The 22,951-nt window shown below is 70.8% G+C and carries 23 protein-coding genes and 2 pseudogenes; 8 read left to right on the forward strand and 17 right to left on the reverse strand.

The genetic code is table 11. From position 1 onward, the window contains the following. Positions 1 to 231: 231 nt before the first annotated feature. Entirely contained in the window at positions 232 to 588 is a 357-nt protein-coding gene (locus ACQPY4_RS05970; protein WP_433333253.1) for an STAS domain-containing protein, read from the reverse strand. A 136-nt stretch (positions 589 to 724) separates the two neighbouring features. After that, on the reverse strand, positions 725 to 1,222 hold the full coding sequence (locus ACQPY4_RS05975) for an ATP-binding protein (protein ID WP_433333255.1): 498 nt from the start codon (positions 1,220 to 1,222) through the stop codon (positions 725 to 727). Positions 1,223 to 1,588: 366 nt separating this feature from the next. Here ACQPY4_RS05975 and ACQPY4_RS05980 point away from each other — a divergent pair, with 366 nt between their 5' ends. Continuing rightward, the gene (locus ACQPY4_RS05980; RefSeq protein ID WP_433333257.1) at positions 1,589 to 2,455 is read left to right on the forward strand and encodes a helix-turn-helix domain-containing protein; all 867 of its coding nucleotides are present in this window, start codon (positions 1,589 to 1,591) and stop codon (positions 2,453 to 2,455) included. Beyond that, on the forward strand, positions 2,452 to 2,736 hold the full coding sequence (locus ACQPY4_RS05985) for a DUF397 domain-containing protein (RefSeq protein ID WP_433333259.1): 285 nt from the start codon (positions 2,452 to 2,454) through the stop codon (positions 2,734 to 2,736). The genes ACQPY4_RS05980 and ACQPY4_RS05985 overlap by 4 nt, the downstream gene beginning before the upstream one ends. Positions 2,737 to 3,110: 374 nt before the next feature. Here ACQPY4_RS05985 and ACQPY4_RS05990 read toward each other — a convergent pair whose 3' ends face one another. The 3 genes from ACQPY4_RS05990 to ACQPY4_RS06000 all read right to left on the reverse strand — a co-directional run bounded on the left by ACQPY4_RS05990 (position 3,111) and on the right by ACQPY4_RS06000 (position 5,434). Next, complete coding sequence (locus tag ACQPY4_RS05990) at positions 3,111 to 4,754, reverse strand: serine/threonine protein kinase (protein ID WP_433333261.1); 1,644 nt, start codon at positions 4,752 to 4,754, stop codon at positions 3,111 to 3,113. A gap of 70 nt (positions 4,755 to 4,824) precedes the next feature. Further along, positions 4,825 to 5,106, reverse strand: coding sequence for a hypothetical protein (locus ACQPY4_RS05995; protein WP_433333263.1), 282 nt, complete (start codon positions 5,104 to 5,106; stop codon positions 4,825 to 4,827). A 154-nt stretch (positions 5,107 to 5,260) separates the two neighbouring features. Further along, positions 5,261 to 5,434 (reverse strand): hypothetical protein, encoded by a 174-nt coding sequence (locus tag ACQPY4_RS06000; protein ID WP_433333265.1) that lies wholly within the window; start codon positions 5,432 to 5,434, stop codon positions 5,261 to 5,263. 133 nt (positions 5,435 to 5,567) lie between these two features. Between ACQPY4_RS06000 and ACQPY4_RS06005 the strand changes: the two genes are divergently transcribed. Together ACQPY4_RS06005 and ACQPY4_RS06010 are read left to right on the forward strand one after the other, a co-directional pair. Beyond that, positions 5,568 to 5,903 carry a PadR family transcriptional regulator gene (locus ACQPY4_RS06005; RefSeq protein WP_433333267.1) on the forward strand — a complete coding sequence of 112 codons (336 nt, stop codon included), beginning with the start codon at positions 5,568 to 5,570 and terminating at the stop codon, positions 5,901 to 5,903. Continuing rightward, on the forward strand, positions 5,900 to 6,631 hold the full coding sequence (locus ACQPY4_RS06010) for a DUF2812 domain-containing protein (RefSeq protein WP_433333269.1): 732 nt from the start codon (positions 5,900 to 5,902) through the stop codon (positions 6,629 to 6,631). The genes ACQPY4_RS06005 and ACQPY4_RS06010 overlap by 4 nt, the downstream gene beginning before the upstream one ends. A gap of 42 nt (positions 6,632 to 6,673) precedes the next feature. Here the strand turns inward: ACQPY4_RS06010 and ACQPY4_RS06015 are convergent, their stop codons facing one another. The 4 genes and pseudogenes from ACQPY4_RS06015 to ACQPY4_RS06030 form a co-directional block, all read right to left on the reverse strand. Continuing rightward, positions 6,674 to 8,272, reverse strand: a complete 1,599-nt coding sequence (locus ACQPY4_RS06015; RefSeq protein ID WP_433333271.1) for a serine/threonine-protein kinase — start codon at positions 8,270 to 8,272, stop codon at positions 6,674 to 6,676. Positions 8,273 to 8,571: 299 nt separating this feature from the next. Then, the gene (locus tag ACQPY4_RS06020) at positions 8,572 to 9,138 is read right to left on the reverse strand and encodes a VWA domain-containing protein (RefSeq protein ID WP_433338822.1); all 567 of its coding nucleotides are present in this window, start codon (positions 9,136 to 9,138) and stop codon (positions 8,572 to 8,574) included. 162 nt (positions 9,139 to 9,300) lie between these two features. Next, positions 9,301 to 9,759: pseudogene (locus tag ACQPY4_RS06025) on the reverse strand (TerD family protein); the annotation flags it as partial. A gap of 15 nt (positions 9,760 to 9,774) precedes the next feature. Further along, on the reverse strand, positions 9,775 to 10,974 hold the full coding sequence (locus ACQPY4_RS06030; RefSeq protein WP_433333273.1) for a vWA domain-containing protein: 1,200 nt from the start codon (positions 10,972 to 10,974) through the stop codon (positions 9,775 to 9,777). Between the two features lie 47 nt (positions 10,975 to 11,021). Between ACQPY4_RS06030 and ACQPY4_RS06035 the strand changes: the two genes are divergently transcribed. Together ACQPY4_RS06035 and ACQPY4_RS06040 are read left to right on the forward strand one after the other, a co-directional pair. Then, positions 11,022 to 11,654: a hypothetical protein gene (locus ACQPY4_RS06035; protein ID WP_433333275.1), complete on the forward strand. Its 633-nt coding sequence runs from the start codon at positions 11,022 to 11,024 to the stop codon at positions 11,652 to 11,654. 217 nt (positions 11,655 to 11,871) lie between these two features. Continuing rightward, positions 11,872 to 15,243, forward strand: coding sequence for a pyruvate carboxylase (locus ACQPY4_RS06040; protein ID WP_433333277.1), 3,372 nt, complete (start codon positions 11,872 to 11,874; stop codon positions 15,241 to 15,243). Here the strand turns inward: ACQPY4_RS06040 and ACQPY4_RS06045 are convergent. Then, positions 15,233 to 15,871 carry a TetR/AcrR family transcriptional regulator gene (locus tag ACQPY4_RS06045; protein WP_433333279.1) on the reverse strand — a complete coding sequence of 213 codons (639 nt, stop codon included), beginning with the start codon at positions 15,869 to 15,871 and terminating at the stop codon, positions 15,233 to 15,235. The genes ACQPY4_RS06040 and ACQPY4_RS06045 overlap by 11 nt on opposite strands. Before the next feature lie 224 nt (positions 15,872 to 16,095). Here ACQPY4_RS06045 and ACQPY4_RS06050 point away from each other — a divergent pair. Continuing rightward, positions 16,096 to 16,998: pseudogene (locus ACQPY4_RS06050) on the forward strand (RNA polymerase sigma factor); the annotation flags it as partial. A gap of 144 nt (positions 16,999 to 17,142) precedes the next feature. Continuing rightward, complete coding sequence (locus ACQPY4_RS06055; RefSeq protein ID WP_433333281.1) at positions 17,143 to 18,333, forward strand: serine hydrolase domain-containing protein; 1,191 nt, start codon at positions 17,143 to 17,145, stop codon at positions 18,331 to 18,333. On the opposite strand, the gene ACQPY4_RS06060 is transcribed toward ACQPY4_RS06055, so the two are convergent. From ACQPY4_RS06060 to ACQPY4_RS06090, 7 genes are all read right to left on the reverse strand, one after another. Beyond that, positions 18,315 to 19,073: an SDR family NAD(P)-dependent oxidoreductase gene (locus ACQPY4_RS06060; RefSeq protein ID WP_433333283.1), complete on the reverse strand. Its 759-nt coding sequence runs from the start codon at positions 19,071 to 19,073 to the stop codon at positions 18,315 to 18,317. The two genes, ACQPY4_RS06055 and ACQPY4_RS06060, sit on opposite strands and share 19 nt — an antisense overlap. Before the next feature lie 103 nt (positions 19,074 to 19,176). After that, positions 19,177 to 19,371 (reverse strand): hypothetical protein, encoded by a 195-nt coding sequence (locus ACQPY4_RS06065; RefSeq protein ID WP_433333285.1) that lies wholly within the window; start codon positions 19,369 to 19,371, stop codon positions 19,177 to 19,179. Continuing rightward, positions 19,368 to 20,309, reverse strand: coding sequence for a threonine/serine dehydratase (locus ACQPY4_RS06070; RefSeq protein ID WP_433333287.1), 942 nt, complete (start codon positions 20,307 to 20,309; stop codon positions 19,368 to 19,370). The genes ACQPY4_RS06065 and ACQPY4_RS06070 overlap by 4 nt, the downstream gene beginning before the upstream one ends. A gap of 50 nt (positions 20,310 to 20,359) precedes the next feature. Continuing rightward, positions 20,360 to 21,274 (reverse strand): hypothetical protein, encoded by a 915-nt coding sequence (locus ACQPY4_RS06075; protein WP_433333289.1) that lies wholly within the window; start codon positions 21,272 to 21,274, stop codon positions 20,360 to 20,362. Then, on the reverse strand, positions 21,258 to 21,575 hold the full coding sequence (locus ACQPY4_RS06080; RefSeq protein ID WP_433333291.1) for a hypothetical protein: 318 nt from the start codon (positions 21,573 to 21,575) through the stop codon (positions 21,258 to 21,260). Before ACQPY4_RS06080 ends, ACQPY4_RS06075 begins: the two co-directional genes overlap by 17 nt. Positions 21,576 to 21,776: 201 nt before the next feature. Further along, entirely contained in the window at positions 21,777 to 22,325 is a 549-nt protein-coding gene (locus tag ACQPY4_RS06085) for a dihydrofolate reductase family protein (RefSeq protein ID WP_433333293.1), read from the reverse strand. Between the two features lie 12 nt (positions 22,326 to 22,337). Then, positions 22,338 to 22,922 carry an NADPH-dependent FMN reductase gene (locus tag ACQPY4_RS06090; protein WP_433333295.1) on the reverse strand — a complete coding sequence of 195 codons (585 nt, stop codon included), beginning with the start codon at positions 22,920 to 22,922 and terminating at the stop codon, positions 22,338 to 22,340. Positions 22,923 to 22,951: the final 29 nt, after the last annotated feature.

Consider the following 22,951-nt stretch of genomic DNA (forward strand, 5'->3'; position numbering starts at 1 on the left):
GGTTCGCGCCCCCCGCCCACGCCCGGCCACCCATCGCCACACCGGCGACAAGGAGGCCTCACATGGAGGCGCACCGGTTATGAGGAGGGGTTGGACGGGGCCGGGCACGAATGTCCCGCGTAGGGCCCTGAACGCCATGCCGCCCACGTCGTCCGTCCGGGCCTGGGGGTTTCGTCATCTCGTGCGCGGCACGGCGCCCCCGAGGGCCGTGTCGTGCGCGAGACAAAGAGGTCAGGCTCCGTGGGCGGACTCGTGGGCGGCCAAGGCGTCGTCCAACGTGGGATGAAGGACGAAGATCTTGGTGAGCTGGGTGACGTGGAAGACACGGCGGACACGGTCGTTGACGCCCATGAAGGACATCGAGCCGTCGCGGGCGCGCAGGCGGTGGTAGATGCCGACCAGGACGCCCAGGCCGGTGGAGTCGAGGAAGGTGACCTCGCCGAGGTCGACCACCAGGTGATGGCCGCCGCTGTCGATGATGTCGAGCAGCATCTCGCGCAGCCGAGGGCTGGTGAAGACGTCGATCTCACCGCTGATCTTGACGACGGTGAGTTCCTTCTCGACCCGATGCTCGACGGCGAATTCCACCGTTTCTCCTGTCCTCGCTCGTGTCGGCCGCTGGCCGGATGGGCGCTATACCCGGAGGGCGGCCGTGTTATCCCCGATCTCGGCGGACGCGTCCGCCACACAAGTATGGCGGCCGGCTGTCCGCATGTGGACGCCGTCAGGTCAGGTGGAAGAGAGCCCAGACGATCTTGCCTTCGGAGAGTCTCCGCCAGCCCCACCGGTTGCTGAACGACTCGACGAGGTGCAGGCCACGGCCGGTCTCGGCGATGTAGTCGGGCTCCTTTCGACGCGGCGCCGCCGGGCTGGCGTCCATGATCCCGCACAGCAGCCAGGGCGCCTCGTGGAAGAGACGCAGCCTGATCACCGCCGGGGTGGAGTGCCCGGGGTAGGCGCAGATGTGGTCGTCCCGCCACGGGGTTACCGCGCCGCCGCTGTGCCGCAACGCGTTGGTGACAAGTTCGGACACGACGAGCCCGACATCGTCGATGAGGCCGCCGAGGCCCCAGTCCCGCAGCCGGGACGTCGCGAAGTGGCGGGCGTCGGTGACCGACTCCGGTTCGGGGTGCACGGTGAACGAGACGGCGGCGCCCGCGTCCGTGACCAGGGCCTCGAGGGCGTTGTCGAGTTGTGGCGGGAGCCCACGGGCCTCCGGCACGGGGATCGACAGCCCGGCATGGTCCGGCGGATCGGCATGCCCCGTAACGGGGCCTACCCCCCACCGTGTGTCGTCGTGCGCGTGGCGTGACGTCATTCCCCGGACCCCGCAGAGTGTTCTCGTTGTGCAGCCGTGGCTAGGAAGTCTCGTGCGTTATCCTGCGCATCGTAGCGTGCGAATGCAAGGCCCAAATGCACGTGCATCCGGCGCGTGCAGGGGCTCGCGGCCCCTGCGCGGACACCCGTCCGGGCAGAAGAACGGAGGTCATCGCGGTACACGGAGCCAAGTGAGAGTCTTTGAAAGTCTTGTGTACGCTTTCCGGCTTCTGCCGGAAGACGGGTCCGCCAGAGAGCCAGGAGGTCGGGCGTGAGTCCAGAGACGCCGGGGACGGGTTCGACCGTCCGCCGGATCCTGCTCGGCTCGCAACTGCGTCGCCTCCGTGAGGCGAGGGGCGTGAGCCGTCAGGACGCCGGCTACGTCATCCGCGCCTCGGAGTCGAAGATCAGCCGCCTCGAACTCGGGCGGGTCAGCTTCAAGGAACGCGACGTCGACGATCTGCTCACGCTCTACGGCGTGACCGACCCCGACGAACGCAAGTCCCTGCTGCAACTGGCCCAAGAGGCGAACACTCCGGGCTGGTGGCACAGATACAACGACGTCCTGCCCCAGTGGTTCCAGACCTATGTCGGGCTCGAAGAGTCGGCCGCCCTCATCCGGACATACGAAGTGCAGTTCGTCCCGGGGCTGCTGCAGTCCGAAGGCTACGCCCGCGCGGTCTTCCGCCTGGGCAACGCCGCCGCTCCCGAACACGAGATCGACCAGCGCGTCGAACTGCGGCTCCAGCGCCAGGAACGGCTGACGGGCCCGGACGCCCCGCGCCTGTGGGCCGTCCTGGACGAGGCCGCGCTGCGGCGCCCGCTCGGCGGCCCCGAGGTCATGCGCGGCCAGCTCGAGCACCTGATCGAGGTTTCCAAGCTCCCCAACGTGACCATCCAGATCATGCCGTTCCGGTTCGGCGGCCACGCCGCCGAGGGCGGGGCCTTCACCATCCTGCGCTTCCCGGAACAGGACCTGCCGGACGTGGTCTACGTCGAGAACCTGACCGGCGCCATGTACCTGGACAAGCGCGACGACGTCGACACCTATCTGCAAGCCATGGAGCGCCTTTGCGTCGACAGCGCGACACCAGAGCGCACCGTCGAGCTCCTCGGTGATCTTCTCAGAGAGACATGATGCTCACGACCGATGACGGACAGGGCCACTGTGCCGGCCCTGACGCCTATAACGGCATGCCCGCGACAAGCCTGGGGGACGCCACCTGGCAGAAGTCCCGCCGCAGCAACTCCCAGGGCAACTGCGTCGAGATCGCCGAACTCCCCGGCGGCCGCGTCGCGATGCGCAACTCCCGCCACCCCGAGGGCCCGGCCCTCATCTACAACCGTCCCGAGATCGAGGCCCTCATCCTCGGCGCCAAGGACGGCGACTTCGACCACCTGATCGCTTCCTCCAACTAACCCGCCCCCCGCGCGCCGCCCCGGCGGCGCGCCCCCAATTCCCCCGCCTCCCGCCGACCGCCCCACCCCACCCGGCTCGCGCCAACCACGCTGCGCCGGGCCCCGAGCAGCGGCGCTGGATTCGCTTGGCGATGCGACGTCCGGAACGAACGCGCCCGGGGCCGCGCCGCGTCCGAGTCGGCTGCGTCGGGCTCAAAGCGCCAGCACCGGGTTCCGCTCAACCACGCGGGCCTCGGACCGTCTGCCCTGCCTCCGGTTCGGCCGCGCGGTGGTGCTTGGGACAACCGCTGGGGTGGGCGAGCAGAGCGCGGGACGGACCGTCCAGCATTCAGGGCGGCCCGCCCCAGGCTCGGCTCGGCGGTGCCGGGCTTCCGTCAGCCGCAGTTGCCCCAGGGGGCGGAGGCTCCGGCGCCGCCGAAGCGGACGCATTCCTTGCGGGCCGACACGTAGACCGGGCCCGCGTACCACTCGAACGAGCCGCTGTCGCCGATCTGGCTGCCGCCCTTGCGCTGGATCCAGACCGAGACCGGCGATCGCTTGCCCACGTTCCTGGTCTTCAGCGTGACCGCGCAGTTGTAGCCGGAGCTGTTGTAGAGCAGGTAGGCCGTCCCGCCCGAACCCGAAACCGAGCGCTGGACGTAGTAGCCGCCCCCGTGTCCGCCCGAATTGCAGACGGCCTGAGGCGTGTACTTGTTGGGCGGTTCCTGGACGGGACCGCTCTTGGTCGGCTTGGGCTCCGGCTGGGACGTCTTCGGGTCCTCCTGGCCGGGCTCGGTCCCCTTGGGGCCCGGCTGCTGCTTGCCGTCCTTGGACGGCGCTGAGGACTTCTTGGGGCCCTTGGACGGCCCTCCGGGGAGGGCTTCCTCAGCGGGGGAGTCTTTCGTGTCCTCCTGGGCCGTCGTGGACGTCCTCTGGTCGTTGGTCTTGTCGTCGTCCCCGGAACGGGTGGCGGCCCATACGGAACCGCCCGCCAGCAAAGCGGCCACTGTCGCGGCCGCCAGCAGCGGCAGGACGAGCCGCTTACGCCCGCTGCTCTCCACGGGGGGCGGAGGCGGGGGCAGTTGGGGAGCGGTCGTGCCCCGTCCTGCCGTGGGAAGGTCGGGGAGGAGGTCCGCGCCCACCATTCCCATGGGGAAGGGCGGTATCGGGGGCGCCGGGGCGGATCCCGTGGCGGCTCCCACCAGGCGCTCTTGGGCCTCGCGTGCCGTGGGACGGTTCGCCGGCTCCTTCTCCAGGCAGGCCGCGACCAGTTCGCGCAGGGTGTCGGGGAGGTCGCCCAGTTCGGGCTCCTCGGTGAGGATGCGGTGCATGACCGCGGCCATCGTGTCGCTACCGAAGGCAGGGCTCCCGTTGGCCGCGAACACCATCGTGGTGCCCCAGGCGAACATGTCTGAGGCAGGCCCTATGTCGCCGCCCGTGAAGCTTTCGGGGGCCATGTAGGCGGGGGTGCCGACGTTGGACGTCTCCCCGGCCGCGCCGAGCGCGCGCGCCACACCGAAGTCGATCACGCGCGGGCCGTCCGGGCCCATCATCACGTTGTGCGGCTTGAAGTCGCGGTGGACGATCCCGGCCTGGTGGATCGCGATCAGCGCGGTCAGCGTGCTGATCGCGAGCCGTTCGAGGGCGCCGCCCGTCCGCGGGCCGTCGGTGCGGACGACCTTGTAGAGCGACTGGCCCGGGACGAACTCGCTGACGATGTACGGCTGGCCGCCCGCCACGTCGGCGTCCAGGACCTGGGCGGTGCAGAACCGGGCCACCCGCTTGGCGACCTCCAGCTCCCGGACGAACCGCGCCCGCGCCGACTCGTCGCCCGCCAGCCCCGAGTGCAGCAGCTTGATCGCCACGTGCTCGCGGTTGTCGAGCGCCGTCGTCTCGCCGGGTTCCATCCCGGTGCGGCGTCCGAGGAAGACCGCTCCCTGGCCGCCCTCGCCCAGCCGTCCCAGGATCTCGTAGGCGCCCAGCCGGCTCGGATCGCCCGCTCGCAGGGGATGGGCGTCCGGCATCGTCCTGTCCGTCACACCACCCTCGCTCTGCCGCAGTCGCCTCGTCGGACGTCCAGCCTATTGGCCGAATGGGGCACTCGCTTACTTACGGACCCCTTCGTCCCGGCTGCGGCGCGTCACCGCCGGGGCGGCCACGGTTGGCGACGACGCGCCGCAGGTCTACCGGGGCGGCCCGCCAAGCCAGGACGACCAGGCGGCCCCAGGGGATGAGCCAGGCGATGGCGATCACGATGAGGAGCAGGTCGGCGCGTACCAGGGCGACCGTCAGATCGCGCGCCCCGACCAGGTTCAGACCGGCGTTGACCAGCCGGGCCGCGATCCGGACCGGCGCGAGCTGCCAGAGCGCCACCACGGTCTCCTGAAGCATCGGCCCGCACCTCCGAACCCTCTAAAGCGAATGCTCGTTTTCTTTCAATCCGAGCGTCTCACGGAGTTCGAAATCCTTCAACAAGAGGGGCTGTGAGACCCGCCACGCGCGAAGGCCGTCCCGCATACGGGGACGGCCTTCGGGAGGCGCTGGATCAGGCCGGGTCGGGAGTCGTGCGACGGCGTCCCGCCCGGCCGCTCTCGTTGCCCGGCGGACCCTCCGGGGCATGCTCGCGTTCCAGACGGGCCGCGACCGCGAGGGCTCTCAGGGACGTCGTCTTCACATGCTTGCGCTCGGTGGCGCGGGGACGGGGGATGCTGCTGCGCATGTCTTGCCTCCAGGGGTCGTTGACGTGCAAGGTGCCCGATTAATTGCACATTGCACGTAGTTCTGAACCCCAAGATCCACACGCCTATTCCTTCATCGCCCAACTATCTAGATCGGATCGCTACACTCCACCCATGGCCGACCGCAGGGCAAGCTGGCTCAAAGGCGTCCTCGACCTGCTGGTTCTCGCGAGCCTCGCCGACGGCGAAAGCTACGGCTACGAGATCGCCAAGACCCTCGCCGGGGCCGGACTCGGCCAGATCAAGGGCGGCACCCTCTACCCCGTCCTCAACCGTCTCGAAGAGGCGGGCCTGGTGGCCGCCGAGTTCCGCGTCGCCCAACGGGGCCCCGGCCGCCGCTACTACACCCTCACCGACGAGGGCCGCCACACCCTCGCCGAACAGGGCGGCCTCTGGCTGGCCTTCGACGACTCCGTCCGCTCCGTCCTGGCCAAGGGGGACGTCCGATGACGTACTTCGACCGCCTGGCCGCCCACCTCCGCGACCACGGCGCACCCGAAGCCGACATCAAGGCCACCCTCGACGACCTGGCCGCCTACATCGCCGAGTCCGGCACCACCCCCGAAGACGAGTTCGGCCCCGCCGAAGCCTTCGCCGCCGAACTCACCGCGTCCGACACCCCCCTCGAAGTCCCGGCCCCCGACGCCGAGACCTGGAGCTTCCACGCCGACTGCTTCAACGACGTCCGCACCCTCAACCGTTTCGGCGACGAGGGCTGGGAACTGACGTCCTACGACACCCGAACCGGCTACAACGTCCGCCGCACCCTCGACCAGACCCAGCGCTGGGAGTACCGCCGCGAGATCCAGCCCCCCGTCCGCCACAAGTCCACCGCCGCCCGCCTAGCCCCCGAAGGCTGGGAACCCGCCGCCACCTGGACCTTCTGGCTCTACCTAAAACGCCCCAAAGCAACCACCCAAGGCCCCACCGCCGAACTCCCAGAACCCCCACCCACCCCCCACGAACACACCTTCTGGACCCGCCGCCTCCCCCTCTACCTCCTCCTGATCACCCTCACCATCGAGGCCCTGGCAGTAGGGACCACCCTGGCCCTAACCGAAGGCCGCCTCCCCGACGGCGCCGCCCGAGGCTTCGTCCTGGGCGCGCTCCTGGGCGGCCTCATCGGCACCGCCCTCGCCCTCGCCTTCTTCCTCCGCGACCTGAGAAGCCGCAAGTAGCCCCTCATTGCAGAGCCTCCCGCGCTCGAGGGGCTCGGGTTGTTACTCGTTGAAGCAGGTTGGGCAGTCGGTGAGACTTTGGGCTACCGCTTTGGCGACGCGTTCTGCCGCGGCGCGGGTAGGGGCCTCGGGGAGGGGGAGGAGTTTCGCCTCGTCGGGCTTCTCGCCTTTGGCGACGGAAAGGTCGCCTCCGCCGTAGCGCACCTCGATGATGAGGTTCTTGTAGCGCATGCCCACGACACCGCCGGTAATTCGTCCTAGCCCTTGAGGGCCTACGGAGACGCCGCTGAAGGCGTCGTCTCCCGCCACCACGGAGTTCGACGTCCCGTATCGGGCGCCGTTGAACTCGCCGTTCGCTCGCTCCTGGAGCTTGTTTCGACCGGAGATGAACTCCCTGAGGGTCTTGGCGGACGCGGATTCGCCACCGCCGTCCTGGAGGGAGACGAGTTCCACGGCGAGCGTTCGCACCTTCTGGACGCGACTTTGGGGAATGTCTTTCTCCCGCCAGGAGCAGCCCGTCCCGATGCCGGGATTTCCGAAGACGCCATCGGCGACGTTCTCGGTCGGAAGGGGCGTTGATCCGGGGACGAGTTCTTCCGCCAATGCTCTCGGGACGCCGCCGCAGGGGTCCTTGATGCGCGTGAACAAGCCTGGGGCTGGCGCAGACGGGGCTGGGCTGGTTTGGGTGGGCTTGGAGTTGGACGTGGCTGGAGACGCGTCGTCCTTGTCGAGGAGTGCGACGCCCAAGGCGGTTCCGCCAACCGCCAGCGCGGTGAACCCGGCGGTCAGACCCATGACGACCCAGGATCGGCGAAGGCCCCGCTTGACCGGCTGCGGGAGCGCGTCAACCGCCGTCGGGGCGGTGGCCTGCCACTCGTTCTGGATGATGCTGGTCGCGGCGGCCTGCGGGTTGTCGGCCCCGACAAGGGCGATCAGGATGTTCTCGGCGGTCGGACGGCGGGTGGGGTCCGGGTCGAGCGCGGCGTGGATCAGGGGGAGGAAAGCGGCCGGTACTCCGGTGAGGTCGTACTGCCGCTGCTGAGCCCGTGCCGCGAGCGTCGGGAGGTTTCCCGTCCCGTAAGGGTGTTTGCCAGCGGCGGCATAGGCGATGAGCGACCCCCAGGCGAACACGTCGATCGCGGTGCTGATGTGGCCGTTGAAGACCTGCTCGGGTGCCGACCAGCCGGGACTGCCAACGACGCCGCCCGTCTGGGTGTGGTGGTCGTCGGTGTCCAGGGCGCGGGCGATGCCGAAATCGATGACGCGGGGACCCTCGGCGGAGAGCATGACGTTGCGCGGCTTGAGGTCGCGGTGGACGAGCCGGACGGCGTGGATCGCGGTCAGCGCCGTCGCGATGCCGATGGCCAGGCTGCGCAGACGCCCGTCCGGAACCGCGCCGTGGCGCTCGATGTGGTCTCCGAGGGACGGGCCGTCGATGTACTCGGTGACCAGGTAGGGGACCCCGTCCGAGTCGCCGTGGGCGAGGACTCGCGCGGTGCAGAAGGAAGCGACGCGCTGCGCGTTGCGCACCTCGGTCTCGAACCGCGCCCGGAACGAGGGCGCGGTGGCCAGTTCACGGCGGATCACTTTGATGGCGACGCGCTGGCCCATCTCGCTCAGCCCGAGGTAGACCGCCCCCATTCCCCCTTCACCCAGTCGTCCCAGCAGCCGATAGCCGCCGATCGTCGCGGGATCCGCGGAGTTCAGAGGTTGTGCCCCTGGCGACCATGACTGCTGCTCGGCTTGCACTGCTTCCTCCGGCATTGCGGAACTTCCCGACAAACGCCCGAGACTTTACCGAGGTTCGGTCTGTGAGTCATGGTTTGCTGCAAGTCCCTCACTCGTCACGGCTCCGATGCGTCGTGCCGGTCTCGGAGGCCGGCCAAGACGCGCACCAGCGCCCGAAGCGAGCCGGACTTGCCTGATCGGCGCTTGGCGCCTCAGGTGACGATGCCTTGGGTGCGGGCTGTTGAGAGCCAGCGGGGGTATTCGGACAGGAGGTTGTTGTAGAGGGTGGTGTCGGTCAGGGAGCGGGGGGCTTGGCCGGCTTCGAAGAAGCCGGCGTTGTCGACGGCTCGTTTGGTGGGGACGGGGAGTTCGTCGAGCTTCTTGAGGAAGCGGAACTCGTTGTCGCCGAAGCCGACGAACTGCCAGAAGATGGGCAGGGTGGAGGATTCGCAGAGGACTTCCTGGGCCGTGCCTTTGTTGTTGGGGCCGCCGTCGGTTTGGAAGATGACGAAGGCCGGGGCGGTGGCGCCGGAGGCTTGGTAGCGCTTGATGACCGTTTGCATGGCGGCGGTGTAGTTGGTGGTGCCCAGGTGGCCTAGGCGCTTGTGCTCGGCGGCTATGCGGCCCTCGTAGTCGTCCAGGGACACTTCGATGGGCGGGTGGGCGACCGTGTCGAAGAAGACGATGGGGACGCGGCCGTCGTCGTCCAGGTGGGCGCAGAGGCCGAGGGCCTGTTCGGCCAGGTGCTGGACGGTGCCGTCCTTGTAGTAGCCCTTCATGCTGCCGGAGCGGTCGAGGACGAGGTAGACGGCGGCTCGGGTGCCGGTGAGGCCCTTGGCGGCCAGGGACGTGCCCGCGTCCTTGTAGAGGTTGATGAGGGACGGGGCCTTGGCCTGGACCTTTTCGAGGCTGATGGCCGGGCGGGCGGTGGGTGCTTCTTCTACTTCGACGCCGAAGTCGGTGGCCAGGCCCGCGAGGCCGCTGGCGTAGCCCTGGCCCACGGCTCGGATCTTCCAGGTGCCGGCGCGGCGGTAGAGCTCCAGGAGGACGACGACGGTTTCGCCTCCGGTGAGGGGGGCGGGGGCGAAGTCCATACGGGTGTCGGTGTGGATTGTGGCTTGGGGTGTGTTCGTGGCGTTGAAGGTCTGGTCGGTGCTGGCGACGATGGCGATGAAGTCGATGGCGGCGGGGATCTGGTCGAGCGCGATGGTGAGGCGCTGGCCCTGGAGGGTCACGCCGTCCTGGGACGGGTGGTTGTAGAACACGATGTCGTCGTCCGTGCGGACCTTGCGGTCCGATTTGAGCAGGACGGCCGAGGCGTCGACGGCGGACGGGGAGGCGATGTCGATGGTGACGGAGTGGCCGCTGAGAGGCGCGTTCCCGCCTTGGGGGAGTTGCATGGGGTTTCCTTTTCGTTAGCGGACGATGCCTTGCGCGCGGGCGGCGTGGAGCCATTGCGGGAACTCCGCGAGCAGGCGGTCGTAGAGGACGGCGTCGTCGAGCTCTTTCGGTTTCTTGCCGGCCGCGAAGAATCCGGCGTTGTCCACGGCTCGTTTGGCCGGGACGGGGAGTTCGTCGAGCTTGCGCAGGAACTGGAAGTCGCCCTTTCCGAAGCCGATGAACTGCCAGAAGATCGGCAGGACGGACGACCGGCACAGCACCCGCTCGGCGTCGCGGCGGGAGTCGGGGGCGCCGTCGGTCTGGAAGATGACGAAGGCGGGGGCGTTCGCGCCGCTGGACCGGTAGTGGTCGATCACGGCCTCCATCGCGGCGGCGTAGTTGGTGGTGCCCATCCGGCGCAGCCGCCGGTGCTCGTCGGCGACGCGTCCCTGGTAGCCGGTCAGCGAGACGTCTATGGGGTCGTGGGCGTTGGTGTCGAAGAAGATGATGGGGACGACTCCGTCGTCGTCCAGGTGGGCGCAGAGGCCGAGGGTCTGCTCGGCGAGGTGCTGGACGGAGCCGTTCCTGTAGTAGCCGGACATGCTGCCGGAGCGGTCCAGAACGAGGTACACGGCGGCGCGGAGGCCGGTCAGCCCGTGCTTGTCGAGGGAGACCCCGGCGTGCTTGTACAAGTCGACCAGGGCGGGCGCGGTGGCCTGGACCTTGTCGAGGCTGATGGCCGCCCGGGACGGGGCCGGGTCGTCGTCGACGTCCACGCCGAAGTCGGTGGCCAGGCCCGCGAGGCCGCTGGCGTAGCCCTGGCCCACGGCTCGGATCTTCCAGGTGCCGGCGCGGCGGTAGAGCTCCAGGAGGACGACGACGGTCTCGCCGTTGGTGAGGGGCGGGGCGTCGAAGGCCAGGTCGCCGGTGATCGTGGCCTTGGGGGTCGTCCCGGCGTCGAAGGTTCGACCGAGGCCGTCCACGCTGGCCACGACGGCGATGAGGTCGACGCTCGGGGGGACGCGGGTCAGGTCGGCGGTGATGGTCTGGCCGTGGAGGGTCACGCCGTCCTGGGCGGGGTGGTTGAAGAACACCAGGTCATCGTCGCCGCGGACCTTGCGGTCGGCGTTGAGGAGCGCGGCGGAGACGTCGATGGGGGCCGGGGCGGACACCTCGATCGTCACGGTGGCGGTGGTGAGGGGCGCGTTGCCTCCTTTGCTGAGCTGAGTCGGCATGGCCTCTCTCCGCAACTTTCGGTGCTTTGATCGCGTCTCATTCTGCTGTGTGGAGACGTGATCGAGTAGATGAGGGCGAGCCGTCGGTGTGGCGTGGGCCGCTGAGGTTTCTCGCCGGGGCGGGCTTCGCGGCGGCCGCGTTGGGCGCGGGGGCGTTCGGGGCGTGGGCGAATTACGACGGGGACGACCTGGTGCGGCAGCGGGGCCTGGTGGTTTGGGCGATCTTCCTGGTCGGGGTGTTCGGGGGGCTCGCCCTCGGGATGGCGTTCAGGGGAACCGCACGGTGGGTTGTTCTCGGGGTGGGGGCTGTCGGCGGGCTTGTGGTGGGCTTCACGTGGCACGCCAAGGAGTCCCTGGTCCAGCCTTCGGGGCATGTCATGGCGACGGTCGATTCGCCCGATGGGGAGCACACCTTGGTCGTGGAGAGCCGGCAGACCTTCAATGAGGGCAGCCAGAGCACGGCGCGGGTGATGTTGCGGACGGGGTTCTGGCCGGTCGCCCGGCAGAAGGTCGCGTGGACGAGTTCCTCGGGGGGTGAACCGCCCCGGGTGCGGTTCGTGGGGGACGACGGGTTCGAGGTCACGATCAAGATCGATGAGGACGAGTCGTGTGTGTTCCGGGCGCGGTTCGATCGGGAGACGCTCTCGGTCGATGGCGGGAAGTACTCGTGCGATCCCTGAGCATCTGAGCGGATGTCCGGAACTCGTCGTTGATACCGCTGTACTTCGTGCCCGCGTCGCGGCCTTGGTGGGCGGTCCGGTGAAACGAGTGCCGTAATTCTTGTTACGGGGATCTTGTGCGTTGTTCGCGGAACCGCGGGGTGCGGGCGGGGTCCGGTGCCGCCTCAACTGGGTACGTATCGGACGCCCTTGTGCCCGTCCCAGTTGGGAGTACGCCGTGATCAAGAAGGTGCTCGTCGCCAATCGGGGTGAGATCGCTGTGCGGGCGTTCCGCGCCGCGTATGAGCTGGGAATCGCCAGCGTGGCCGTCTACGCCCACGAGGACCGGTTCTCGCTGCACCGGCAGAAGGCCGGGGAGGCGTACGAGATCGGGGAGCACGGCCACCCGGTGCGGGCTTACCTGGACGTGGAGGGGATCGTCGCCACGGCGGTGCGGGTCGGGGCCGATGCCGTGTACCCGGGGTACGGGTTCCTTTCGGAGAGTCCCGAACTGGCGGAGGCTTGCGCGGCCAACGGGTTGACGTTCGTGGGGCCGCCCGCCGAGGTCCTGCGGCTGGCGGGCAACAAGATCGAGGCGGTGGCGGCGGCGAAGCGGGCCGGGCTGCCCGTGCTGAAGTCGGTGACGCCGGAGGCCGGGCGGGAGCTGGAGGCGGCCGACGAGGTCGGGTTCCCGCTGTTCGTGAAGGCGGCTGCGGGCGGCGGCGGGCGCGGGCTGCGGCTGGTGGAGCGGCGTGAGGAGCTCACGGCGGCGGTCGACACGGCGCGGCGTGAGGCGGAGAGCGCGTTCGGGGACGCGACCGTCTTCCTGGAGCAGGCCGTGCGGAGACCGCGGCACATCGAGGTGCAGATCCTGGCGGACGCGGCCGGGCACACCGTGCATCTGCGCGAGCGGGACTGTTCGGTGCAGCGGCGGCACCAGAAGGTCGTGGAGATCGCGCCCGCCCCTGGGCTGGCGCCGGAGATCGCCGAGCGGCTGTGCGAGGACGCCGTCAGGTTCGCGCGGGAGATCGGGTACGTGAACGCGGGGACTGTGGAGTTCCTCGTGGACGACCGGGGCGAGCACGTGTTCATCGAGATGAACCCGCGCATCCAGGTCGAGCACACCGTGACCGAGGAGGTCACGGGGATCGACCTGGTGCAGAGCCAGCTGCGGGTGGCGGGCGGCGAGACGCTGGACGACCTGCGGATCTCCCAGGACGAGGTCGCGGTCTCGGGGTTCGCGGTGCAGTGCCGGATCACGACTGAGGACCCGGCTAACGGGTTCCGTCCCGATACGGGGAAGATCTCCGCCTACCGCTCGCCGGGCGGCGCGGGCGTCCGGCTGGACACCGGGACGACCCATGCGGGCGCCGAGGTCACGCCGCACTTCGACTCGATGCTGGTCAAGCTGACCTGCCGGGGCCGGACGTTCGAGGAGGCGGTCCGGCGGGCGCGGCGTGCCGTGGCCGAGTTCCGCATTCGGGGGGTCGCGACCAACATTCCCTTCTTGCAGGCGCTGCTCGATGAGGACGACTTCCGTACGGGGGGTGTCACGACCTCCTACATCGGCGACCATCCCGAGCTGCTGACCGCGCGGTCCAGTGGTGACCGGGCCACGCGGATGGTCCGGTACCTCGCGGACGTGACGGTGAACCGGCCCCACGGCGAGGCGCCCACCGATCTGGATCCGGCCGCCAAGCTCCCTCAACTCGATCTGTCCGGCCGGGTGCCCGAGGGGTCCCGCGACCGGTTGCTGGAGCTGGGGCCGGGGGCGTTCGCGGCGGAGTTGCGGGCCCAGAAGGCGCTTGCGGTCACCGACACGACTTTCCGGGACGCCCACCAGTCCCTTCTGGCCACCCGGGTGAGGACGTTCGACCTGGTAACGGCCGCGCCCTATCTGGCTCGGATGAGTTCACAGCTCCTTTCCCTGGAGGCTTGGGGCGGCGCTACGTATGACGTGGCCCTGCGGTTCCTGGGGGAGTCGCCCTGGGATCGGCTTGCGGCCATTCGGGAGGCGGCTCCCAACCTCTGTATCCAGATGCTCCTCCGGGGGCGGAACACGGTCGGGTACACGCCGTACCCCGATTCGGTGGCGCGGGCGTTCGTCACCGAGGCCGCCAGGACGGGCGTCGACATCTTCCGGGTGTTCGACGCGCTCAACGACATCGAGCGGATGCGTCCGGCGATCGAGGCCGTCCTGCAGACGCACGCGCTGGTCGAGGGGACGCTCTGTTACACCGGCGACCTGTCGTCCCCCGGGGAGAAGCTCTACACGCTCGACTACTACCTGCGCCTCGCCGAGGAGCTGGTCGAGGCGGGCGTCCACATCCTGTGCATCAAGGACATGGCGGGGCTGCTGCGGGCACCGGCCGCGCGGACGCTGGTCGGCGCGCTGCGCGAGCGCTTCGACCTGCCCGTGCACCTCCACACGCACGACACGGCGGGCGGGCAGCTCGCGACCTACCTGGCGGCGATCGAGGCCGGGGTGGACGCGGTGGACGGCGCCGCCGCGCCGCTGTCGGGCACGACCAGCCAGCCGCCGCTCCAGGCGATCGTGGCGCACACCGACTTCACCGAGCGGGCCACGGGCCTCGACCTCGACGCGCTGACGGCGATGGAGCCCTACTGGGAGGCGGTGCGCCGGATCTACGCGCCGTTCGAGATGGGCCTGCCCTCCCCGACGGGACGCGTCTACCACCACGAGATCCCCGGCGGGCAGCTGTCGAACCTGCGGCAGCAGGCGGTGGCGCTGGGCCTGGGCGACCGGTTCGAGGAGATCGAGCGGCTCTACGCGGCCGCCGACCGGATCCTCGGGCGACTGGTGAAGGTCACGCCGTCCAGCAAGGTCGTCGGCGACCTGGCGCTGCATCTGGTCGCGGCGGCGGCCGACCCGGACGACTTCGCCGCCAACCCCGAGCGCTACGACATCCCCGACAGCGTGATCGGGTTCCTGAACGGCGAACTGGGCGACCCACCCGGGGGCTGGGCCGAGCCGTTCCGGGGCAAGGCTCTGGAGGGACGCCGGCACACGCCCGCGCGGGCCGAGCTGACCGGCGACGAGGAGAAGGCCCTGTCCGGGCCGGAGGTCCGCGAGACGCTCGACCGGCTGCTGTTCCCCGGCCCGGCCAAGGAGTACCGCGAGACGGTGGCGGCCTACGGCGACCTGTCGGTGGTGCCGACCAGCGCGTTCCTGTACGGGCTGCGGAGGGGCCAGGAGGTCGCGATCGACCTCGAACCGGGCGTGCGGGTGCTGGCGGGCCTGGAGGCGGTCGGCGAGATCGACGAGGCGGGCGTCCGCCAGGTGATCTGCACCGTGAACGGCCAGTTGCGGACGCTGTCGGTCCGCGACAAGTCGGTCGTGAGCGACGCGCCGCCCGTCGAGCGGGCCGACCCGGACGAGCCCGGCCAGGTCGCGGCGCCGTTCGACGGGTCGGTGACGCTGCGCGCGGCCAAGGGCGCGCGGGTCGAGGCCGGGGACGTGGTCGCCACGATCGAGGCGATGAAGATGGAGGCCGCGATCACGGCGCCGGTCGCGGGCACGGTGGCGCGGCTGGCCGTGCCGGAGGCGTGCCAGGTGCAGGCGGGCGACCTGCTGATCGTCATCTCCTGACGGCGTAGCCGGCCAGGGCGGGTTCGAGGAGGCCGAAGGCGTCCACGCCCGCCCTGGCCAGGGCTCCGGCGATCGCGTCGTGGGATTCGCCGGCCAGGGTCCGGCGCAGGGTCTCGTCGAACAGCACCCGGTGGACGCCGATGAGCTGCGCGGCGGCCAGGCGGGGGAGCAGCGAGCCGGGCGCCGCGCCGGTCTCCTTGGCCAGGCACGCGGTCAGCCGGTCCTCGCGCTCCTCGTGGAACTCGCGCAGCCGCGCGACCAGCGCGGGGCTCTCGACGATCATGCGGGCGAACTCTGGGCCGGAGAAGCCGATGACCGGGTCGCGGCGGGCGACGGCGTCCAGGAAGGCGCGCCGCAGCGCGGCCAGCGCGGACTCGCCGGGCGCGCGGCCCGCGACCGTCGCCGCGGGCTGCGCGACGAACGTCTCGTGCAGGTCGAGGGCCAGGTCCTCCTTGCGCGGGAAGTAGTTGGTGACCGTCATCTTGGCGACCTGGGCCGCGGCGGCGACCTCGGCGATGGTCACGCGGTCGAACCCCCGCTCAAGGAACAGACGGGTCGCCTGGTGCGCGATGTTCTCCCTCGTCTGGCGCTTCTTCAGCGCCCGCAGGCCCATGGTCTCCTCGCTCATGCGGCCATCTTCGCATAACTCGACCTAAATTTGTGCTTGACATGATTTTATGTCGAGTCTAAGTTTTGGTCGTAACTTGAGAGGGAAGGAGTGCGATGAACTTCCGCGCCACCCGCCCAGCGCCGGATCCGCTGCTGCCGTCCCCCGGGGCGGCGGCGCCCCGACCCCCTCTCGTCGGACGAGGAAAGGACAGACCCCTGGCCCTCCGTCAAGACCCAGCGACCGACCCGGTGAAGGACTACCTCAGGGAGATAGGCCGGACGCCGCTGCTCACCGCCGAGCAGGAGGTCGACCTGGCCACGCGCATCGAGGCGGGGCTGTTCGCCCAGGAGCGCCTCGACCTCCGGGGCGACCTGCTCGACCAGCAGGACCGCGCCGACCTGGAATGGATCGCCGCCGACGGCCGCCGCGCCAAGAAGCACATGGTCGAGGCCAACCTGCGCCTCGTCGTCTCGCTCGCCAAGCGGTACGCCGGACGCGGCCTGCCGCTGCTGGACCTCATTCAGGAGGGCAATCTCGGCCTGATCCGGGCCGTGGAGAAGTTCGAACACCGCAGGGGGCTGAAGTTCTCGACGTACGCGGTGTGGTGGATCAAGCAGGCGATCAGCCGGGCGCTGGGCGACCAGAGCCGGACGATCCGCCTCCCCGTCCACGTGGTGGAGGTGGTCAACCGGCTGACCCGCGTCCGCCGGCAGCTCGCGCAGGACTTCGGCCGCGAGCCCACCTCCGACGAGCTGGCCGCCGCGCTCGACCTCACCCCGCAGAAGGTCGACCGGCTGCTGCGCCAGTCCAGGGAGCCGATCTCGCTGCACCTGCCGCTGGGCGAGGACGGCGACGGCGAGCTGGGCGACTACATCGAGGACGTCGAGGCGGGCGACCCGGCGGACGCGGTGGCCTCGGCGCAGCTGCGCTCGCATCTGGACTCGGTGATGGCCGGGCTGACCGAGCGGGAGGCCGGCGTGATCTCCCTGCGGTTCGGCCTGGACGACGGCGAGCCCAAGACGCTGGAGGAGGTCGGCAAGGTCTACGGCGTCACCCGCGAGCGCATCCGGCAGATCGAGTCGAAGGGGATGTTCAAGCTGCGGCACCCGTCCCGGCGGGGCGTCCTGGCCGATCTCCTGTCCTGACGGGACGGCGGCCTGCGGCGGGTCACCCCGCCGCAAGCCGCCGGTTGCCCCGGCGGGACGGTGATCTCGATCTCCGGCGTCGTGACATCGCGGGCATGTCCGAGAAGACTGCTTTGCGGTAGCGCGGACTGGAGAGAGACCGGCATGGTGACGAGGCGGGTGGCGGCGGCGTTGCTCGTGGCGCTCGTGTGGCCGGTTCCGGCCACCGCGTCGGCGCCCCTCGACGCCGGGATGCTCCAGGCCACGCTCGACGCCACCCGTATGGCGGGCGTCCCCGGTCTCTACTCCCAGGTTCGCGAGGGCGACGCCACCTGGAGCGGCGCGTCCGGGTTCGCCGACGTCCGCACCCGGGCGCACGCGCGTCCCGACATGGAACACCGCGTCGGCGCCGTCACCCAGACGTTCGTCGCGACCGCCGTGATGCGGCAGGTCGACCGGGGACGCGTCGACCTGGACGCCCCCGTCGACACCTACCTGCCCGACGAGATCCCGGGACAGCGCGGCAAGAGCATCACCGTGCGGATGCTCCTCGGCCACACCAGCGGCATCGGCGACTACCTGAACTCGGCCTTCCCGTCCCTGGCCGACCGGTCGCCGCGCAGCCTCGACGAGGGACGCCATCGCGGGCTGCGGCCGTCCCAGCTGATCAGGTGGGGCGCCGACGCAACGTCCACGGGCACCCCGGGGGAGCGCTGGTCGTACTCCAACACCAACTACGTGCTGGCGGGCCGGGTGCTGGAGAAGGTCACGGGCGAGAGCGTCGGGGCGGCCCTGGCCCGCGACGTGCTCCGTCCCGCCGGGCTCACGCACACCTATTTCCCGTCGAAGCCAAGGCTCCGGGGGCCGCACTCGCGGATGTACGAGTCGCTCTTCCAGGGCACCGGCACACCCCGCGACTACAGCGCCTACGACATGTCCTGGGCGGGCTCGGCGGGCGCGCTCGTCTCCACGATGGACGACCTCAACCGCTTCACCCGTGCTCTGTTCACCGGACGGCTGGTCAGCCGCGCCGCCCTGGTCGAGATGTCCCGGGGGCTCGGTCTGACCACCTTCTCACTGCCCTGCGGAACCTTCTGGGGCTACGACGGTGACGTCTTCGGCGCGGGCACCCGGGTGCTGTCGAGCCCGGACGGCCACCGCCAGCTGGCCGTGGGGGTCAACCTCACCCGCTACCAGCGCCTTTCGGGGGAGGGGCTCCCGCTTCCGCACCCGATCGACAACGCGCTGCGCGTCCACATCTCCCAGGCGCTGTGCGGGGGCCCGGCACCCGCACCGGCGAGCCCCCTGCCGATCATCCCGGCGCACTCACCGCAGGCTCACCCCTCCGGGTCGTGAGCCAGCACCGTGCGCCCGCCGTCCACCGGGACGGTGGCGCCGGTGATGAACGAGGCGTCCGCCGAGAGCAGGTGGACGATCGCCGCCGCCACCTCCGCCGCGCGGGCGACGCGGCCCAGCGGATGCAGATCGCCCATCTCCCGCTCGATCCGCGCGGCGTTCTCCGGGCCCTGCGCGTCCAGGAACTCCTCGTAGCGCTCGGTGCGGACCGACCCGGGGGCGACCGCGTTCACCCGGATGCCGCGCGGGCCGTACTCGACGGCGAGCGCCCGGGTCAGCCCCTCGATCGCGGCCTTGGCCGTCACATACGGGGTGCACCCGGGCACGGCCATCCGCGCCTGGTGCGAGGTGACGTTGACGATCGCGCCGGGTGTCCCCGCCGCGAGGAACCGGCGGATCGCCGTGGCACAGCCGACGACCGGGGCGTCCAGGTTGACCCCGATCAGGTCGAGCACCTCCCGCACGGGCGCGCTGTGCAGCGACGCGTCGCGGAACACCGCCGCGTTGTTGACCCAGCCGGACAGAGTCCCCGCCCCCTCGGCCAGGTCGGCGGCCCGCCCCGCGACCTCCTCGGACGAGGCGTCCCCGACCACCGCCATGACCGGACCACCGGACGCCCAGGCCAACGCCTCGGCGTCCCGCTCGATCGCGACCACCGCGCCCCCCTCGGCCACGAGCCGCTCCACCACGGCACGCCCGATCCCCCGCCCACCCCCGGTCACCACGAACGCCCGCGTCACCGCAGGCCCCCCGAGTAGCCGAGCGCAGTGCCGTACTCCGCCGTCGCGTGGTGCTGCGGCTGGTGGATCCGCGGTCCGCCGCTGGTGAGCATGTGCGCCCGCATCATTGCGGCTCGCCCGAGCGGAGTGCGGTGTCGTACTCCGGCGCCCCGTGGTCCTGCTGCCGGTGTGGGTCCGATCGGCCGCTGGTGAGCACGAGCGCCCGCGTCGTGGCCCCGCTCGTGCGGAGCGGGGCGGCGCACTTCGCCGCCCGGCGGTGGATTCCCGTGTCGCCGGAGATCATGACGGCGCGGGTCATCGCAGGTCGCTTGGGTCGGTGTTGGCGCCGCAGATGATGATGGCGACGCGCTCCTCGGGGGCGGGTGTGTAGGCGCCGGAGCGGAGGGCGGCGACGGCGGCCGCGGTGCCGTGTTCGACCGCCAGGCGGTACTCCTGCCACAGGAAGCGCCGCGCCTCGACGATGGAGTCGTCGGTGACCAGGACCGACGCGACGCCCGCGCGCCGTGCCACGGCGAGGGGGATGTCACCGGCACGGCTGGCGCCCAGGGAGTCGGCGGCGACGCCCGAGACGTCGACGGTCACCGGATGTCCGGCCGCCAGGGCCGCGCGCAGGGTGGGAATGGTCTCCGGCTCGACGCCGACGACCTTCGCCCGGCCTTCCGCGGCGGCCGCGACCCCGGCCATCAGGCCGCCGCCCCCGACGGAGAGCAGGACGGTGTCGACCTCGCCCCCGGTCTGCTCCAGCAGCTCCAGGCCGAGCGTCCCCTGCCCGGCGCAGATCTCGGGCTGGTCGTAGGCGTGGCAGAACAGCGCGCCGGTGTCGGCCGAGCGCTTGAGCGCGGCCTCCAGGGCGTCGGCGTACCGCGTCCCGGTCTGGACGACGACGGCGCCGAGCGAGCGCAGCCGGGCCACCTTGACCTCCGGGGCGGTCTCGGGCACGTACACCTCGGCGGGCGCGCCGAGCTCGGCGGCGGCGTAGGCGACCGCGAGCCCGGCGTTGCCCCCGGACGGCGCCACGACCCCGGCGTCCGGCAGCCGCCCGGTCTCGGCGGCGCTCAGCACGCGGTTGAACGCGCCCCGCGCCTTGAACGAGCCGGTGTGCTGGAGCTGTTCGAGCTTGAGCCACATCCGGGCGGCCGGTGCGAACGCGCCCGGATCGACCTCGACGACGGGCGTGGTGCGCACGCGGCCCCGCAGGCGCCGCCGGGCGTCCTCCACATCGGGAAGAGTGATCATGCGATCGACCCTACGCGCGGGGCCGCCGCCCGAGACTCCTCGATTCGGGTTCAGGTGGTGCGCGAGGGGTGGCGGAGCTCGAACCTCAGGCCGTCGGCCTCGTCGATGACGAAGACCGGGTCGCGGGTCCGCACCCAGCGGTCGGGGAGCAGGATGTAGCGCTTGTCGGAGTACAGCAGCAGGCGGAGGCCGGTGTAGCGGTACTTGTACCGTCCCTCGGGGGCGGCCAGGCGCTCAGCGCGCAGGCCGGTGCCCGGGGCCGCGAACCCCAGGTCGTCCTCGCTGTAGACGGTCACGGACGTCCGGTTGCCCAGGCCCAGGATCGCCAGCCGCGCCGCGTCGCGTCCGGCGAGCCCGGCGTAGACCGAGACCGTCCAGAGGATGAGCGTGACGGCGAGGGCGATCAGCACGGCCATCGAGATCCCGCTGATCCTGGCCTCCCCGGGGCCGAGGTATTGCAGGCCGTAGGCGATCAGGCCCACGCCCGCGCCGAGGATCATCGGGACGAGCGGGTAGCGGGCGCTGAAGACCACCACGTCGGCGAAGCCGAGCAGGCCCGCGACGGTCAGGACGAGCCCCGCGATCACGAGCGTCAGGCCCACCACGGAGGCGGCACGGGTGCCGCCCGCGGCGTCGCGCCGCTCGACCTCCCGGGTCAGCAGCCGGTGCGCCAGCCGCAGGCACAGGACCAGGATCGCCACGATGACCAGCGGACGGACGACCACGCTGACGCTGCGCAGCGCGTAGTCGGTCGCCGACCAGCGGGTCAGGGCCGGGTCGATGCCCAGGTGGCCCAGGAGCGCGTTGCTGCGCGCCCAGCCGAAGTAGTAGAGCACCGCGACCAGCGCGGTGGTCTGGGCGACGACCTGGCCGACCAGCTGGAACGCGGGCGCCAGCACGGCGATCTCGGGCGCGGGCGGTCGCTCCGGTTCGGCCGCGGCCGCCGCGTCATCCGGTCGGCTCACCGGAGCTCTGGGGCTGGGGGGAGGGCGTGGAGGTGGACGGCTCCACCTCCGGCTGCGGGATCTGCGGATTGACGGTCGATCCCGTCGTCGTCGGTGCCACGGGCCCGGGATTGGTCTGCGGGCCCGACGACCGGGGCAGCGACTCGGTCGGCTCGAGCTCGCCGGCGTTCCGGCCGGACGCCGACTCTTCGAGCTTGGGCAGGGGCTCCTGCGGTGTGGGGTTGCTTCCCGACCCGCACGCCACCGAGAGCGACAACGCCATGATCACACCGGCCACCGCCGTCCCGGACCGGTTCGTCATCGCTCAGCACCCCCCCGGAGACCGCGAACACCTCAATGGTCCTCCAGGGACGACCCGTGCTCAACGGGCTCGGACTGCTCTCCGCGACCGGATACGGCTACCCGCCGACCTTGTCTTCGATCACCAGGCGTGCATGCGCGGACACGGGCGAGCCCGGCCGGTCCGCGCGGTGGCGGGTGCGGCCGGGCTCGGTGCCGGTGCTCAGGAGGTCGGCTTGTAGGTGGCGATGATGACGCCGTTCTTGAGGATCTTGGTGTCGGTCAGTTCCATCCCGGACTTGAAGTCGGCCTGGGCGAGGGTGTCGCCGGGGCCGCCGGACGCGATGACCGGGTTGATCCACAGGCGCAGCTCGTCCAGCAGCCCGTTCTGGACCAGGGTGCGGGAGACGGCGCCGAAGCCGTACATCAGGATGTTCTCGCCGTCCTGCTCCTTGAGCTTGGCGATCTCGGCGACGGCGTCGTCGCGCCGGATGATCGTGCTCTTGCCCCAGTTCGCCTCGGTCAGGGTGTCGGAGACGACGTAGTGGTCGAGCGCGTTCATCTTCACGCCGAACTCGCCGGTCGCCTCCTCCATGGCGGGCCAGACCTCGGCGAAGCTGGCGTAGGTCTCGCGGCCCGACAGGAGAGCGTCGCAGGAGAACAGCAGGTTCTGGGCGTACTCGGCGCACTCGTCGTCGAACACGTGCCAGTTCTGCGGGTTCTCGATGACGCCGTCGAGCGAGATGTACGTGGAGTTGATGATCTTGCGCATGTCGGTTTCCCCTCAGGTGGTGTACGGGCTGCGGGACCTGGCCTCGCGGAGGGCTCGCGCCCACCAGGACAGCTGGTCCAGCGTGATCTTCACGGTGGCGTTGCACTCGGCGGCCGCCTTGGGCCAGGTGCCGTCGGCGGCGAAGTGCTCCCAGTAACGCGGCAGGCTGACCCCGTCGCGGATGGTGACCGCGTGCAGCTCGCCGAAGATCTGGCGGAGCTGCGCGGCGGCGTTGAGCCCGCCCGACTCCCGGCCGTAGGTGACCAGGGCGACGGGCTTGGCCTTCCACTCGTCGTAGTACCAGTCGAGCGCGGTCTTGAGCGGTGCGGGGAAGCTCTGGTTGTACTCGGGCGTGACCACGGCGAAGGCGTCGGCGGCGTCCAGCCGGGGCGCCAGCTCCCGTACCCGGTGCGGCACGGGCTCCCCGTCGTCGGTGAGCGTCGAGGGCAGCGCGGCCTCGGCCAGGTCGACCAGGTCGATCGTCATGTCCCGGCGCCGGCCCGCGTGCCCGGCGAACCAGCCGGCCACCGTCGGGCCGAACCGTCCGCTGCGAGTGCTGGCGATGATGACCGCCACGCGGATCGGGCTGTCCCCCACCGTCCTCGCCTCCCTGCTCCGTTGTTCCC

This window comes from Spirillospora sp. CA-294931 (genome assembly GCF_050946795.1).
GTDB lineage: Bacteria > Actinomycetota > Actinomycetes > Streptosporangiales > Streptosporangiaceae > Spirillospora.